Consider the following 14,343-nt stretch of genomic DNA (forward strand, 5'->3'; position numbering starts at 1 on the left):
GCAAGGTCAGGTGCCGTGGCCACTTTGCTGATCGTCCATCACACGCCCTCGCCCCACTGCCAGGCGATGTTCGAAGCCGTCCTCTCCGGGGCGACGGACCCCGAGATCGAGGACGTCCGGGTCGTCCGCGTGCCCGCACTCTCCGCCACCGCCTCGGACGTCCTCGCCGCCGACGGCTTCCTCCTCGGCACTCCCGCGAACCTCGGCTACATGTCCGGCGCTCTCAAGCACTTCTTCGACCAGGTCTACTACCCGTGCCTGGACGCCACCCGCGGCCGCCCCTTCGGCTACTGGGTGCACGGCGGCAACGACGTCACCGGAGCGGTGCGCGGGATCGAGTCGGTGACGACGGGCCTCGGCTGGCGTCGCACCGCCGAGGCCGTGACCGTGACCGGCGAGCCGGACAAGGGCGACCTCGAACGGTGCTGGGAACTGGGTGCGACGGTAGCCGCCGGACTCACGGGCTGAAGTGTCCGGACCGATCAGGCCTGTTCCAGCCGACGGCGGTCCTGCTCGTCCCACGCCCGGGTGTCACGCGGCTGGGTGTACGGCTCCTCCTCGGGCGGATGCCCACCGGCGATGGCCCGCTGCCGGACCGTCTCCGCGTCGAACTCCAGCCCCAGCAGAATCGCCAGGTTGGTGATCCACAGCCACACCAGGAAGACGATGACACCGGCCATCGTGCCGTAGGTCTTGTTGTACGAGGCGAAATTGGCGACGTAGACCGCGAAACCGGCGGACGCGATCATCCAGATCAGCAGCGCCAGCAGACTGCCGGGCGTGATCCAGCGGAACCCCTTCACCTTGGCGTTCGGGGCCGCCCAGTACAGGATCGCGATCATGAGAACGACCAGCAGTACCAGGACCGGCCACTTGGCGATCGACCACACCGTCAGCGCGGTGTCGCCGATACCCAGTGCGTCTCCGGCCTGCTTGGCCAGTCCGCCCGAGAACACCACGATCAGCGAGCTGATGACGGCCAGCACGAGCAGCACGACCGTGACGCCCACCCGCATCGGCAGCAGCTTCCACACCGGCCGGCCCTCGGGCATGTCGTAGACGGCGTTGGCCGAGCGGATGAACGCGCCCACGTAGCCCGACGCCGACCACACCGCCAGGACCAGACCGACGATCGCCATCAGCGAGCCGATGCCGGCGTTGCCCTGCAACTGGTCGACGGCCCGGGTGATGATGTCGCCCGCCGAGCCGGGCACGAGCTCACGGACGTTCTCGGTCACCTTGTCCGTGGTCGACCTGCCGGTCAGGCCCAGCATCGACACCAGCACCAGCAGTGCGGGGAACAGCGCCAGCACACCGTAGTAGGTCAGTGCGGCCGCCCGGTCGGTCAGCTCGTCGTCCTTGAACTCCCGCACGCTGCCCTTCAGGACCGCGACCCAGGACTTACGGGGCAGGTCGGTCGGCGTGTCCGGCGCCGAACGCTCCACGGCGGGGTCCGGCCCGGGCTCCTCGGAAGCGGGCGCGGGAGCTTCCCGGCCCTCCGCCCCGGAAGTGTCCCGGCCCTCCGCCCCGGGAGCTCCCCGGCGTCCCGCCTCGGAAGTGTCCCGGCGTTCCGCTTCACGAGCTTCCCGGCCCTCGGCCTCGGAAGCCTCCCGGCCGTCCGCCTCACGGGCTTCCCGGCGTTCGGCCTCAAGCCCCGGGCGTGGGCTCTCCGGAGGCGGGGCCCCGGTCTCGTGCTGTTCTTTTCGTCCCGGAATATGCAGCTTCACCATGTGAGCCGGGTAACCCCGGGCGGGGGCCTTAAGCCGCGCTCGTTCAAACCGGTCCAGGGGCGCCGGTCCGCGACGCCCTGCGGCGGACCGGCCGGCGCCCCGGCCGATGTGGAATCGGACTTGAGGGAGCGCTCCCGCTCCGTGCACGATGCGGCCATGACCACGTCACCCGCCATCCGCCCGTACCGGCCCGAGGACCGCCCGGCTCTCGACGACATCTGCATCCGCACCGCCCACCACGGCGAGGACAGCCGCCCCCACTATGCGGACCCGGGCATCTTCCCGGCGACCTTCGCGGCGCCGTACGTCCATCTGGAGCCGGAACTGGCCTTCGTGCTGGACGACGGGCAGGGGCGGGCGGTCGGCTACATCCTCGGCACGGCCGACACCGCGCGCTTCGCCGAAGCCTTCCGCGCCACGTGGCTTCCCCTGGTCGCCGGCCGCTATCCGGAGCCACCCCGGCCGCCGCGCACCCCGGACGAGGCGATGGCGGGCCTCCTGCACGACCCCGAGCGGATGGTGCTGCCCGAACTGGCCGACCATCCCGCGCACCTGCACATCGATCTGCTGCCCGACTGGCAGCGCCGTGGCTACGGAGGTCGTCTCATGCGGACGCTTCTGCGAGCGCTCCAGGGCAGAGGGGTGCCGGCCGTGCATCTGGCCATGGCGACCGCCAACACCCGGGCCCGGACCTTCTACGACCGCATGGGCTTCGAGGAGATCGAGGTGCCGGAGCCGGGCGAGGTCACCTACCTCGGACGCATCACGAAGGAACCGGACCGGCTCTGACCGTCGCGGAAGTGGCGCAATCGAGTATTGCCGAGTCGTGCCATCGGGTACAGCCTGTGTGATATGGGAGCGCTCCCACTCTCAGTGCTCCCGCTTCGAAACATGATCGAAAGTACGAGGGAAAGCACGACAACCCCCACACCCGAAAGAGAGAGATCATGAATTGTCATGGTCATGATATGCGTCCTGGGGTGCGCCTCCCCAGGCTCAGGTCCCGCCTGACACTCCTCCTGAGCGTGCTCGTCGCCGCGCTGCTCAGCCTGATCCCGTGGAGCGGCACCGCCGTCGCCCACGGCTCGGTCGTCGACCCTGCCTCCCGCAACTACGGCTGCTGGCTGCGCTGGGGAAGCGACTTCCAGAACCCGGAGATGGCCCGTCTGGACCCCATGTGCTGGCAGGCCTGGCGGGACAACCCCAACGCCATGTGGAACTGGAACGGCCTGTACCGCAACGGCTCCGGCGGGAACTTCCAGGCCGTCGTCCCCAACGGCCAGCTGTGCAGCGGCGGCCGGACCGAGGGGGGCCGGTACAACTCCCTCGACGCGGTCGGCGCCTGGAAGACCACGGACATCGCCGGCGACTTCACGGTGAAGCTGTACGACCAGGCAAGCCATGGCGCCGACTACTTCCTGGTCTACGTCACGCGGCAGGGCTTCGACCCCACCACCCAGCCGCTGACGTGGAACGACCTCCAGCTCGTCAAGCGCACCGGCAGGTACGCGCCCAGCCAGAACTACGAGATCCCGGTGAGCACTTCGGGGCTGAGCGGCCGGCACGTCGTGTACACGATCTGGCAGGCCTCGCACATGGACCAGACCTACTTCCTGTGCAGTGACGTGAACTTCCGCTGACCTGCGTGTCCCCGCCGGACAGGGCGTCCGGCGGGGCCCGGGCCGCCTCGCGCCTCATGAGAGTTCTCCGAAAGTTTTCGAGCGGGGTGAACACGCGGGTGCTCCCGTACGTATGGGGCGAGGGGATTTTCATGCCCGGCACGCCACAAGCGCAGGAGAGCACCCTTGGGACGCAACACGCGAAGACGCCCTACCGGCCCACGCCGCGCGACGTTCGCCGCATTCGCACTGATCCTGGGCGGAGGCGGCCTGATGGCCGCGAACGTCTACGCCTCGGCCACGGACGGCGGTTCGGGCGGTGACTCCGCCGCGACGCGGTCCGGCGCGGGGGTCCGGACCGCGGGCGCCACGATCGACTGCCCGGACGTCGGCAGCAAGCTGACCTCGGTCCCCGAGCAGGCGCGGGGGGAGGTCGACAAGGAACTCGCCCTCCTGGACGAGCAGATCGCCAAGGCCTATCAGCAGCTGAGCGAGTCCGCACAGCGGACGCAGCAGGATCCCGGCTTCGCCGACAACGCGATCGTGAGTCCGCTGAAGGAGAAGCGGGGCGCGACCCTCGAACGCATCGCGATCGCCATCGACCGTGTGGGGGACCGTCCCGAGGGGCTGGAGGCCCTGGCCGCCTGCACCGTGGAGGACGGCAACCAGGCTACCGCGCAGGGCGAAGGCCAGGACGGCGGCGGGCAGCCCGGCGAGGAGCAGGGCCAGGCCGGCCAGGAACAGGGGAACGGCCAGGGCCAGGGCGCCAACGGCGGACAGGCGGGCAACGGCCCCGTCGCCGCCGACTTCGCGGACATCAAGAGCATCCAGCCCAACGTGAACGACCCCCGCCCCCAGGGCGACGCGTCCCGCGGCTCCTTCGCCACCAGTTGCGGCGTGAACGAGAACGGCCTGTTCAACTCCGACAACATCATCGCCGCCCCGGGCGTCACCAACGGAGCCCACCACTTCCACGACTACGTCGGCAACCAGGGCAACAACGCCTTCGCCAGCGACCAGGACCTCGCCGACGCCGAGACCAGCTGCGACGACCAGGGCGACAAGTCGTCCTACTACTGGCCCGTCGTACGCCTGCAGAACGGCACCCAGGAGAAGGACGCCGACAAGCCCGGCGGCGGCATCGAGGGCAACGCCGGCGAGATCGTCACGCCGAAGCAGGTCACGCTGACGTTCGTCGGCAACCCCCGCGAGAAGGTCACGGCCATGCCGCGCCTGCTGCGGATCATCACGGGCGACGCCAAGTCGTTCGTCAACGGCCCCGCCAACGCCAACGCCTCCTGGAGCTGCACCGGCTTCGAGGACCGGCAGCTGAAGGACAAGTACCCGCTGTGCCCCCAGGGCAGCGACGTCGTCCGCACCTTCGAGTTCCAGAGCTGCTGGGACGGCCGCAACATCGACAGCGCCAACCACCGCACCCACGTGGCGTTCGCGGACGCCGCCGGGAACTGCCCGTCCGGCTTCCGCCCCATCCCGCAGCTGGTTCAGCGCATCGTCTACGACATCGACGCGCCGAGCCTGAACGACGGCGGCCGCACGACACCGCTGTTCGCGGTCGACTCCTTCCCGGAGCAGCTGCACAAACCGGTCACGGACCACGGCGACTTCATCAACATCTTCGACGAGAAGCTGATGGGGGAGATGGTCGACTGCATCAACGACGGCCGCAGGTGCGGCGCCGGCGCGGGCGGCGGGCAGGACCCGGCCCCGGGTGAGGAGCCCCAGGAGGAGCCGACGAAGACGCCGGAGGCCCCGCAGGAGGAGCCGACCAAGACACCCGAGGTTCCTCAGGAAGAGCCGACGAAGGCCCCTGAAGCCCCGCAGGAGCAGCCGACGAAGACGCCCGGCGCTCCGCAGGGCGGGAACGCCGGCGGGAAGCCCGGTGACCAGGGCGACCGCGGTGACGAGGGCAAGGGCCAGGCCCCGAAGCCGCCGGCGGACAAGCCGGCCCCCGAACCCGAGCCCGGCGACGCCTCCACGACTCCCGCCGGCGCCGGTCCCGCGGTGAAGGCGACCGCTTCGGCGGACGGCGGCAAGGCCGGTGAGCAGGACGGCGGTTCGAAGGACGGCGCCGGCGACGACACGGACGGCCTCGGCCAGTCCCAGGCCGTCGGCACGGCGACCAGTTCCCCGCCGACCCCGCCGACCCCGTCGGCACCGTCCCGGACCGAGCCGCAGGCGGTCGGCGAGGGCGGCCTGGCCGACACCGGCGCCCAGCTCTGGCCGGCGGCGGCGGGCGCAGTCCTGGTCATCGCGGGCTTCGTCGTCCTGCGCCGGGTGCGGCGCGGCTAGCGCTGTGACCGGACAGGTTTGCCGGAAGGCTTGCGGCGTCCGGTGCGGTGCATCGCAAGGCGGAGCATCGCCCGCGTACTGGATGTACTCGGGTGATGCGACAACGCGGCGAGGTGCCGTGCCGGGCGTCGCAAGCCGGTGAACCTTTCCGGTCGCAGCCCAAGGAGGCACACCCGGACATGAGCCGTGAACGGCGGCGGGATCCCCACCGGATCCCGCCGCCGTCGCGCGTCCCGGGCCGAGGCCCTGCTCCGGCACCCTGCGGCGGGTGCCGAACGGTCCACCCTCTAGCGTGACCGCATGAACCTCATGTGGAACGGCACACGCGGCGGAGCGGCGGCGTGACGCCGTGGGAGATGGCCGCCGTGCTCGCCGCCGGCACGGGCGCCGGGGCCGTCAACGCCGTCGTCGGCTCGGGAACGCTGATCACCTTCCCGGTTCTGCTGGCGACCGGACTGCCCCCGGTCACGGCCACGGTGTCGAACGGGCTGGGCCTGGTGCCCGGTTCCATCACCGCGGCCCTCGGCTACCGCGAGGAACTGCGGGGGCAGCGCCGGCGTGTCCTGCTGCTCGGCATCGGCGCCGTACTGGGCGGCCTCGCGGGCGCCGTGCTGCTGCTGACCCTGCCCGCGTCGGCGTTCGAACGGATCGTGCCGGTCCTGGTGGGCCTCGCCCTGGTGCTGGTCGCGTGCCAGCCCTTGATCGCGAAGCGGGTGCGCCGCCGTCGCGCCGAGGGCGGTCCCGTCCGCCGCGACGGTGGCCCCCTGCTGTTCACCGGGCTGACGCTCGCCAGCGTCTACGGCGGCTATTTCTCCGCCGCGCAGGGCATCATCTACGTCTCCCTGATGGGCATGCTGCTCGACGAGACGCTCCAGCGGCTCAACGCCGTGAAGAACGTGCTGGCGGCCGTCGTCAACACGGTCGCCGCCCTGCTGTTCCTGTTCTTCGCCGACTTCGACTGGACGGCCGTCGTGCTCATCGCCGCCGGGTCAGCGCTCGGCGGCCTCATCGGAGCCAGAACGGGCCGCCGCTTCAGCCCCGCCGTCCTGCGCACCCTGATCGTGTCGGTCGGCACCGTCGCCCTAGTCCACCTGATGCTCCACTGATCCCGGCCCGGCGCGCACGCAGGGCGGCGCCCGGGAAGGACGGCCGTGGCCCTCCCGCCCGGGCGCCCGCCGGAGATCAGCGACGGCGCCGCTGGTCGCCCTGCTCGTCGGTTCCCTCGGTCTCGATACGTTCCTTGCGGACCTCGCCGGTGACGGTCTCCTCCTCCGTGACCTCTTCCGTGCTCAGGCGGACCCGCTCCTTCGGTACGGCCCTGGTCTCCACCACGGGCTGCTCCTCGTAGAGCGTGACGTCGTGCTCCGCCTCCGTGATGTCCGGCCCGGACATCGCCGTGTCCCGGTTGGTGTCGGTGATCGGCTCGCGCTCGACGCGGACCTCTTCGTGGCGTACGGGGACGGTGTACTGCTGCTCTTCGGTGACGACGTACTTGCGCAGCCGCGCCCGGCCGGCCTCGCGGCGTTCGACACCGACGTGCATCTCCTCCTCGGACCGCGTCATCGCGTCGTCGGTGGTGCCGGTGGTGCCGGTGGTGCCGGTGGTGCCGGTCGCCCGGCCGGTACCGGAGGTACCGGAATGTGCGTCCGTCCGGCCGGCGTCCCAGTCGACGCCGTAGTACTGGTACAGGCGCTGCTCCTCCTGTTCGGACAGGTGACCGCCGGCGTCCACGTCGACGTTGGGTGCGTCCTTGACCTGGTCCTTGGCGTACGGCACCTCGAGGTGGTCCTCGACGAGGGCCGCGTCGTGGATGGGTACGAAGGACTCGCTGGAGCCGAACAGGCCCGTCCGTACGCTGACCCACTCGGGCTCGCCGGTGACGTCGTCGAAGAAGACGTGCCCGGCATTGCCGATCTTGTCGCCCCTGGCGTCATGGACCGGGTGGTCCAGCACGGTGGATATCTGCTCTCGGGTGATCATCCTGGTATCTCCTGCGTTCTTGACATTGATGGGATTGCGGCTGTCGGGTTCGGGCTGTGCCGGTGTCCGAGTACGGCGGGCCGGTCCGGCGGCGGGGTGTCTACGGTCCGGTGCCGCCGGTCTGCCCGCGCGCCTCGTCGGCCGTGGTCTGCGCGGAGCGGCGGGCCTGTTCGGTGACGTGCCCGGCTTGTTCTCCGGCCTGTTCCTTGGTGGCGCGGGCGGCTTCGGAGGCGGTGTCCTTGACCTCCTGGGCGGCCTGGCGGCCGGCCTGGGTCGCGTCCTCCCTCAGTTGCTGCGCGGACTCCAACGCGGCCTGTTTCACCGGCTCGACGGCCTGTCCGGCCCGCTCCGCGGCCTGCTCCTCGGCCTGCGAGGTGGGCAGCAGTGAGGCGGTCAGCAGTCCCGCGCCGAAGGCGATCAGGCCGGCCGCGAGCGGGTTGCCCTGCGTCTGCCGCATCGCCTGCTCAGGGGCCTGCCGTGCCGCGTCACCGGCCTGCCCGGCCGTCTGACGAGCGGCGCCGACGGCCTTCCCGGCGGCCTGGCGCGCGGTGTCCGCGGCCTGACCGGTGGACTCCTGCACCGACTGGGCGGTCTGTCGGGTGCGGTCGGCGGTCTGCCCGGAAACCTCCGAAGCACTGCCCATCACGCGTACCCTGACCCCGTGCAGAGCGCCGCGGACGCGCCGGGTGCGACGCCGTACCATCCTGCGGGGGCGGGCGCGGTCGGCCAGCCGGGAGACGTCCTCGGACAGTCTTTCCCGAGTGGATTCGATATCGGCCCTTATCCGGTCGGGTGCCGTGCCCATCGCATGTCCTCCTTCAGCGTCTGCATGGTCTGCTCCGGCTTCGGCGACACGGTGCGCATCCGTGCGCGGCCCCGGCGGTAGAGGATCAGGCCGATCACCGCCCACACTCCGGTGACGACCAGCGCGGCCCATCCCAGGTCCATGACGTTGGCCAGGCCGAACATCGCCGCCAGGGTCAGGAGGACGGCCACCATGTAGCCGGCGAAACCGGCTCCGCCGAACATCCCTGCCGCCTTGCCCGCCTTGCCGGCCTCTTCCCTGATCTCGGCCTTGGCCAGTTCCGCTTCCTGGCGCAGCAGTTGTTGCACGTCCGACGTCACCGTCGAGAGCAGCTCTCCCATCGAGCCGTCCTCCTGTCCGCGGTGCTTCGGAGCGGGTCGCCGCGGGGCGTGTGGCGTCAGCGAGGACATCTCAGACCTCCCCGTGGACCGGCAGCTCCGGCGGCGCGGCGTCCCCGGGCAGGTCCTGGGTACCGGAGGCGCGCGGCGCCGACCGGTCCGAGCCGGAACCGTCGGCGCCGCTGCCGGCCTTGCCGAGCCGTCCGACGGCGAACCCGGCCACGACCGCTCCGCCGAGGAAGGCGCCGGGGCGCCGGCGGGCGAAGTGCTGCAGGTCGTCGACCAGGCCGCCTACGCCCCGTGAGTCCAGGTAGTCGGCGGCGCGGTGACCGCGGTCGGCCGCCTGCGTCACGAGGCTCCTGGCGGGTGAGTCGGCGTCAGCACTGTCCGCGAGACCGGACAGGTCGTCCGCCCACTGCCGCATCACCCGCGCCCCGCGCCGCGTCTGGTTCTCGGCCTCCTCGGTGACCCGCGTGCGCAGGTCACCGGCCATCGCACCGGCCTGCGCCCTGGCCTCACCGGTGACGGCTCTGACCTGGTCGGTGGCGGTGCCGGCGACCCGACTCGCGCCTTCCCCGGCCTGTCCGGCGGTGGTCCACGCCTCCTCTTTCGCCGTCTGCCCGGCCTGCTGGGCACGACCGGTGCTCTCGTTCGCCATATCGCTCATGGGTCCTCTCCCTCAAGCACCGCCCGTGGATTCGGTCTCGTCGGGAACCGGGCCGCCCGCGGCGACGGCATACGCCGTCCACCACCGCGCGTCAGCGCGCCCGGCCGGGAACGGGGCTCGCCGCCGGCTTCTCGTGCTCCGGCTGCCGTCCCGCCCGCACCCTCCTCGATTAACCACACCCACTAGGTCAAAACGGGAAAATGGGTATTTTCCGGTCCAAGAGGTTCGCAATGAAGCGCGAAGGCGTGGCAAGCAGCCGATGCCGTACGCGAGTTGGGGCAGCGGTGGGAGTCGCCCCTCAGTGAGTCGCCGAACGCACCCCGGCCGGTGCGCCCTCGGCGTCGATGTGCGGCACCACCCGGTCCAGCCACCGCGGCATCCACCAGGCGTGCCGCCCGAGCAGTGTCATCACGGCGGGCACCATGAGCAGGCGTACGACGGTGGCGTCGATGAGCACGCTGACGGCCAGGCCCAGCCCGAGCATCTTGACCACGACGTTGTCGCTGACGATGAACGCCGCGAACACGCTCACCATGATCAGCGCGGCACACGTGATCACCCGGGCCGTGATCTCCAGGGCGTGCGCCACGGAGGCCTTGGCGTCCCCGGTGCGCAGCCATGCCTCGTGGACGCGGGACAGCAGGAAGATCTCGTAGTCCATGCTGAGGCCGAAGATGATGGCGAACATCATCATCGGCACATAGCTCTCGATGGGCACCGTGCCGTTGACGCCGAGCGCGGGACCGCCCCAGCCCCACTGGAACACCGCGACGACCACACCGTACGAGGCCGCGATCGACAGGACGTTCAGGACGGCCGCCTTGACGGCGACGAGGAGCCCCCGGAACACGGCCAGGATGATCAGGAAAGCCAGTGCGACCACGACCAGGATGATCACGATCAGCCGGGAGGCGACGATGTCGCGGAAGTCGACCTGGGCCGCCGTCGTACCGGTGACATAGCCCTTGGCGTCCGTGCCCTGGACCACGTCCGGCAGTGTGTCGTCGACGAGACGGTTGGTCAGGTCCGTGGTGGTGGCGCTCTGCGGCGACCGGGCCGGGTAGACGGTGCCGATCAGGACGTCGCCGTCCTGCGTGGGCGACAGCGGGGTGACGACGGCGGCCCCCTGCACGGAGTCGAGTGACTGCTGGGCCTTCGAGGCCAGAGCGGAACGCTGTGAGGAGGACACGTTCGTCTGGTCGATGACGACGGTGAGCGGACCGTTGGATCCGGGCCCGAACGCGTCGGTCATCAGGTCGTAGGCCCGCCGGTCGGTGAAGGACGCCGGATCGGCGCCGTCGCCGATATGGCCGAGCTGGATGGAGAACACGGGGATCGCGAGCACCACCACGACGGCGACACCCGCCGACAGGAACCACAGCGGTCTGCGCTCCACCCGCTGCGCGTACCGGTGCCAGGTGCCCTGCGGTGTCTCGCCCGCCCCGGTGTCGGTCTCGGCGACGGGACGGCGCACCCGGTAGCGGTCGATGCGCCGGCCGATGAGCCCGAGCAGAGCGGGGACCAGGGTGAGCGCGCCGACGACGGCCGAGACGACGGTGACCGCCGCGGCCAGCCCGAGCAGGCCGATGAATCCGACCCCGGAGGCCGACAGGCCCGCGAGCGCGACGATCACCGTGCAGCCGGAGACCAGGACGGCGTGACCGCTGGTGGCCGTGGCCTGCCCGGCGGCCCGCACCGGGTCGGTGCCGTCGATGAGGTTCTGCCGATGGCGGGTGATCATGAACAGGGCGTAGTCGATCCCGACTCCGAGCCCGATCATGGTGGCCAGGGTGGGGGAGACCGTCGCGAAGGTGAACGCGGCGGCCAGCAGCCCGAGGATCGCCAGACCGCCGACGACGCTGATCAGCGCGGTGAGCAGCGGGACGACGGCGGCGATGACAGACCCGAACCCGACCAGCAGCACGATGACGGCCACGCCGAAACCGATCAGCTCGCTCACCCGGTCGTCGGCCGCCGGCCGGGCGAGCTCGCCGAGCGGCCCGCCGTACTCGACCTCCGCACCGGCCGACCGCAGCGGCTGCACGGCACTGTCGACCCCGTTCAGGTAGTCGTCGCCGAGCGTCGAGGGCTGCACGTCGAATCGGACGGTGACGTAGGCCGTCTTCTGGTCGTCGGACAACGGCCCGACATTCTGCTGCTGCGACTGCCCCGAGGACGAGCCCTGCGCGGACAGCGGGTTCTGGGCCGACAGGACGTGGGGCAGCTTCTCCAGGTCGGCGACCGTGGCCGAGATCTGGGAACTGATCGCGGTCAGGGACTGCTGGTCGTCGTGCAGCACGATCTGGCTGCTGTATCCGCCTGCTTGCGGGTCGTGCGCCTTCAGCACGTCCAGGCCCTTCTGGGACTGTGCCTGGGGCAGTGAGAAGTTGTCGGAGTACTCCCCGCCGAATGCCCGGCTGACGACCTGCAGCGCCACCAGCGCCACCAGCCAGGCGATGATCACGATCACGAAGTGGCGTGCGCACCACTCGCCCAGCCGCCGCAGCACACCCCCACGCGCGGCCTTCTGCTCCCCTTCACCGGTGCGGCTGTGCGGCATGGACGTCGTCTCCTGTGTCGTCCGGGAGGTGCGATCGCGCCCATTAGATGCGCGCGGGATCACTGAGGCGCTTCAGGCACGCGGACCGCCCGGGACTCCGGTCGTCCGTTCCCTCGAAAGGCCCGGCCCCGCGCGCCCCGCTCCCGCCCCACCCGCCGCAGCGCCCCCGACCCGAGCGCCACACCGAGCCCCACCAGCGCACTGCCCGCCGCCTGCGCGAGACCGTAGGAGCCGGTGCCGACGAGCGGTGCGGTGCAGGCCGCCGCGACCGGGATGAGGCCGGAGAAGAGGGTGGCGCGTTCGGCACCGATCCGCTGCATGCCGATGTACCAGCACACGAATCCGACCACGGTGACCACCACCGCCTGCCACAGCAGCGCGGCCGTCTCGACGGTGTCCGGACGCCGCAGCCACCCGGCGCCGTCGACGAGCAGCCCGACCACCGCCGACTCCAGCGCGGCGACCGCGCACACCGTGGCGGACAGCAGCCGGGGGCCGAGCGGCCGCAGGACGGGCACCGCGAGCACGGCGAACCCGACCTCTCCGGCCAGGGCACACACGGAGAAGGCGATGCCCGTGCCGTCCGTGCGCCCCCAGCCCTGAACCGTGAAGGCGCCGACGGCCACGAGCAGCGACCCGTACAGCACCACCCGTTGGGGTCTGCGCCCGTCCAGGAGGGGCACGAGCACGGCGACGGCCACCGGCGCGCAGCCCACGAACACGCCGGGCACCGCGGGTTCCGCCGTGCGCTCGGCGGCGATGACGGCCAGGTTGAAACCGACCATGCCGACCGCCGCCAGCAGGGCGAGACGACCCCACTGGCGGGGTGCCAGAGCCCGCAGCCGACGGGCCGCGCCCTTCCCGGCGGCCGGGACCAGCAGCAGGCAGGCCAGTGCGTAGCGCAGGAACTGGCCGCCCGCGTAGGGGTAGTCGCCCAGGACGCTGTTGGCGGTGAAGGACCCTCCGACGAGGACACAGGCGAGCGCGGCGAGCAGGGCGCCGCGCGTGGTCGTGACGTTCATGGAGGTGACGCTAGACAGCCGGGCGGCCCGGGAAGGGGTCCACTTCCGTGCCCGCTTGGTGGACCAATTCCCGCCCGGACCGGTGGTGGTCAGCCGATGTGGTGACGCGGCGTCCCGGGCCGCGCGGCGTGATCGCCAGGATCGGCGCAGCCGCCGGCCGCACCACCGCCCTGAGTGACGACAGCCCGCTCACGGACGACCGGCCGGGCCCTCGCCGGGCGCCGGTGGCGGCGCGACTTCACGGCTGAGCGACGTCGCGGGAACCCAGAGGCTCTCCCGAACGTCAACTCTTTGCCCAGCAAGGGCCGAACGGTCGGACCGACCAGCCGGAGAGGGGAATCGCCGTGGACGAGGCGACGTCGCAGCAGGGGAGCGAGGCGGAGGGCGACGCCCGCCGGGCCCGCTTCGGGGCACTGCCGGAGCCGGTGCGCGTGGAGGACATGGTCGAGGAGCGGGCGGCGAGCGTGCCCGACCCCGCGCGCACCGCCTACAACCAGGACGAATGGCTCGTGCGCTACTGCCTGTGAGGCGCCCTGGCGCCAGGCTGCGCGACCCGGACGGGCAGGGTGAAAGGGCCCGTCAGGCGCGGCTCTCCGCGCCCAGGTCGCGCAGCCATCGCACGACGTCGCCGGCGTCCTGGGCGCGGGCGACGTCCAGCGGAGTCATGCCGTCGTAGCCGCACCAGTCGGGGTCGGCGCCCTGCTGGTGGAGGTACTGCGCGCTGAGCAGGTGGCCGCCCTGGCAGGCGCCCCAGAAGGCGCTGGTGATCTCGTCCGGTGACGGCGCCTCGTCCGCCTCGACGCAGGCCCGGACCCGTTCGAGCAGACCGAGCGTGGCGGCGTCCTGGAGGGTGACGCGGGCTCCGTGCTCGACGAGCCGGTGGGCGGCGCGCCACTGGCCGAAGCCCCGGGCGTCGGCGAGCGGGGTGCCACCGCCGATCACCGCCCCGGGTGCCTCGATGTCGGCTCCGGCCGCGATGAGCGCGTCCAGGAGGGGCACGTCGTTGCTGCTGGCGGCCCAGTGCAGGGGCGTCTCCGCGTGCGCACCTTCGAAGCGGGCCTGCGGATCGGCCCCGGCCGCGACCAGGACCGCGACCACCTCGGGGCCCCTGGGGAAGTGACCGGGCCAGTCGGCCGCGATGTGCAGCAGACTGCGCGTGCCCCTGCCGTCCTCACCCTGCTCGGTGATGCGCGCGGTGGCGAGACCGGGGTGGTCGGCGAGCAGCCGCCGGAGCCCGGGCAGATCCCCGGCCCGGATCGCCTCCGTGACGGCGACGGCCAGCGGGTCCTGCGATGTCAGCGTCTGCAAGCCG

Annotated in this window: 14 protein-coding genes and 1 pseudogene; 6 read left to right on the top strand and 9 right to left on the bottom strand. The window is 71.6% G+C overall.

Translation table 11 applies throughout. The features are described 5' to 3' along the window. The first annotated feature begins 15 nt into the window (after nucleotides 1-15). A complete protein-coding gene (locus ACFY9S_RS31460; RefSeq protein ID WP_391135040.1) occupies nucleotides 16-468 on the top strand; it encodes an NAD(P)H-dependent oxidoreductase in 453 nt (150 codons plus the stop codon). 14 nt (nucleotides 469-482) lie between these two features. Here ACFY9S_RS31460 and ACFY9S_RS31465 read toward each other — a convergent pair whose 3' ends face one another. Next, entirely contained in the window at nucleotides 483-1,730 is a 1,248-nt protein-coding gene (locus ACFY9S_RS31465) for a YhjD/YihY/BrkB family envelope integrity protein (RefSeq protein WP_391135043.1), read from the bottom strand. Nucleotides 1,731-1,886: 156 nt separating this feature from the next. On the opposite strand from ACFY9S_RS31465, the gene ACFY9S_RS31470 reads away from it, so the two are divergent. From ACFY9S_RS31470 to ACFY9S_RS31485, 4 genes are all read left to right on the top strand, one after another. Next, nucleotides 1,887-2,519, top strand: a complete 633-nt coding sequence (locus ACFY9S_RS31470) for a GNAT family N-acetyltransferase (RefSeq protein ID WP_391135046.1) — start codon at nucleotides 1,887-1,889, stop codon at nucleotides 2,517-2,519. Between the two features lie 158 nt (nucleotides 2,520-2,677). After that, a complete protein-coding gene (locus ACFY9S_RS31475; RefSeq protein WP_391135049.1) occupies nucleotides 2,678-3,370 on the top strand; it encodes a lytic polysaccharide monooxygenase in 693 nt (230 codons plus the stop codon). Between the two features lie 252 nt (nucleotides 3,371-3,622). Continuing rightward, nucleotides 3,623-5,659, top strand: coding sequence for a DUF1996 domain-containing protein (locus ACFY9S_RS31480; RefSeq protein ID WP_391135326.1), 2,037 nt, complete (start codon nucleotides 3,623-3,625; stop codon nucleotides 5,657-5,659). A 341-nt stretch (nucleotides 5,660-6,000) separates the two neighbouring features. Next, the gene (locus tag ACFY9S_RS31485; RefSeq protein ID WP_391135052.1) at nucleotides 6,001-6,765 is read left to right on the top strand and encodes a TSUP family transporter; all 765 of its coding nucleotides are present in this window, start codon (nucleotides 6,001-6,003) and stop codon (nucleotides 6,763-6,765) included. Between the two features lie 76 nt (nucleotides 6,766-6,841). Here ACFY9S_RS31485 and ACFY9S_RS31490 read toward each other — a convergent pair whose 3' ends face one another. The 7 genes and pseudogenes from ACFY9S_RS31490 to ACFY9S_RS31520 all read right to left on the bottom strand — a co-directional run bounded on the left by ACFY9S_RS31490 (nucleotide 6,842) and on the right by ACFY9S_RS31520 (nucleotide 13,031). Then, nucleotides 6,842-7,639 (bottom strand): DUF2382 domain-containing protein, encoded by a 798-nt coding sequence (locus ACFY9S_RS31490; protein WP_391135055.1) that lies wholly within the window; start codon nucleotides 7,637-7,639, stop codon nucleotides 6,842-6,844. A gap of 100 nt (nucleotides 7,640-7,739) precedes the next feature. Continuing rightward, nucleotides 7,740-8,282 carry a hypothetical protein gene (locus ACFY9S_RS31495; RefSeq protein ID WP_391135343.1) on the bottom strand — a complete coding sequence of 181 codons (543 nt, stop codon included), beginning with the start codon at nucleotides 8,280-8,282 and terminating at the stop codon, nucleotides 7,740-7,742. Nucleotides 8,283-8,363: 81 nt separating this feature from the next. Beyond that, nucleotides 8,364-8,444: pseudogene (locus ACFY9S_RS31500) on the bottom strand (DUF3618 domain-containing protein); the annotation flags it as partial. After that, nucleotides 8,420-8,785: a phage holin family protein gene (locus ACFY9S_RS31505; protein ID WP_391135057.1), complete on the bottom strand. Its 366-nt coding sequence runs from the start codon at nucleotides 8,783-8,785 to the stop codon at nucleotides 8,420-8,422. The gene ACFY9S_RS31505 and the pseudogene ACFY9S_RS31500, both read right to left, overlap by 25 nt. A 70-nt stretch (nucleotides 8,786-8,855) precedes the next feature. Then, nucleotides 8,856-9,449, bottom strand: a complete 594-nt coding sequence (locus tag ACFY9S_RS31510; protein ID WP_391135060.1) for a hypothetical protein — start codon at nucleotides 9,447-9,449, stop codon at nucleotides 8,856-8,858. Between the two features lie 298 nt (nucleotides 9,450-9,747). Next, nucleotides 9,748-12,009 (bottom strand): MMPL family transporter, encoded by a 2,262-nt coding sequence (locus ACFY9S_RS31515; RefSeq protein WP_391135063.1) that lies wholly within the window; start codon nucleotides 12,007-12,009, stop codon nucleotides 9,748-9,750. Between the two features lie 59 nt (nucleotides 12,010-12,068). Further along, nucleotides 12,069-13,031 carry an EamA family transporter gene (locus tag ACFY9S_RS31520; RefSeq protein WP_391135066.1) on the bottom strand — a complete coding sequence of 321 codons (963 nt, stop codon included), beginning with the start codon at nucleotides 13,029-13,031 and terminating at the stop codon, nucleotides 12,069-12,071. 344 nt (nucleotides 13,032-13,375) lie between these two features. Here ACFY9S_RS31520 and ACFY9S_RS31525 point away from each other — a divergent pair, with 344 nt between their 5' ends. Next, complete coding sequence (locus ACFY9S_RS31525; RefSeq protein WP_391135069.1) at nucleotides 13,376-13,558, top strand: hypothetical protein; 183 nt, start codon at nucleotides 13,376-13,378, stop codon at nucleotides 13,556-13,558. A gap of 52 nt (nucleotides 13,559-13,610) precedes the next feature. Here the strand turns inward: ACFY9S_RS31525 and ACFY9S_RS31530 are convergent, their stop codons facing one another. Next, on the bottom strand, nucleotides 13,611-14,339 hold the full coding sequence (locus ACFY9S_RS31530) for an ankyrin repeat domain-containing protein (protein WP_391135072.1): 729 nt from the start codon (nucleotides 14,337-14,339) through the stop codon (nucleotides 13,611-13,613). Nucleotides 14,340-14,343 lie beyond the last annotated feature (4 nt).

It is taken from the genome of Streptomyces sp. NPDC012474 (assembly GCF_042955185.1).
Classification (GTDB): Bacteria; Actinomycetota; Actinomycetes; order Streptomycetales; family Streptomycetaceae; genus Streptomyces; species Streptomyces cahuitamycinicus.

Coding starts and splice junctions, on each gene's coding strand:
- ACFY9S_RS31465 (WP_391135043.1), bottom strand. CDS start 1,730: ATGGTGAAGCTGCATATTCCGGGACGAAAAGAACAGCACGAGACCGGG.
- ACFY9S_RS31470 (WP_391135046.1), top strand. CDS start 1,887: ATGACCACGTCACCCGCCATCCGCCCGTACCGGCCCGAGGACCGCCCG.
- ACFY9S_RS31475 (WP_391135049.1), top strand. CDS start 2,678: ATGAATTGTCATGGTCATGATATGCGTCCTGGGGTGCGCCTCCCCAGG.
- ACFY9S_RS31480 (WP_391135326.1), top strand. CDS start 3,623: ATGGCCGCGAACGTCTACGCCTCGGCCACGGACGGCGGTTCGGGCGGT.
- ACFY9S_RS31490 (WP_391135055.1), bottom strand. CDS start 7,639: ATGATCACCCGAGAGCAGATATCCACCGTGCTGGACCACCCGGTCCAT.
- ACFY9S_RS31495 (WP_391135343.1), bottom strand. CDS start 8,282: ATGGGCAGTGCTTCGGAGGTTTCCGGGCAGACCGCCGACCGCACCCGA.
- ACFY9S_RS31505 (WP_391135057.1), bottom strand. CDS start 8,785: ATGGGAGAGCTGCTCTCGACGGTGACGTCGGACGTGCAACAACTGCTG.
- ACFY9S_RS31510 (WP_391135060.1), bottom strand. CDS start 9,449: ATGAGCGATATGGCGAACGAGAGCACCGGTCGTGCCCAGCAGGCCGGG.
- ACFY9S_RS31515 (WP_391135063.1), bottom strand. CDS start 12,009: ATGCCGCACAGCCGCACCGGTGAAGGGGAGCAGAAGGCCGCGCGTGGG.
- ACFY9S_RS31520 (WP_391135066.1), bottom strand. CDS start 13,031: ATGAACGTCACGACCACGCGCGGCGCCCTGCTCGCCGCGCTCGCCTGT.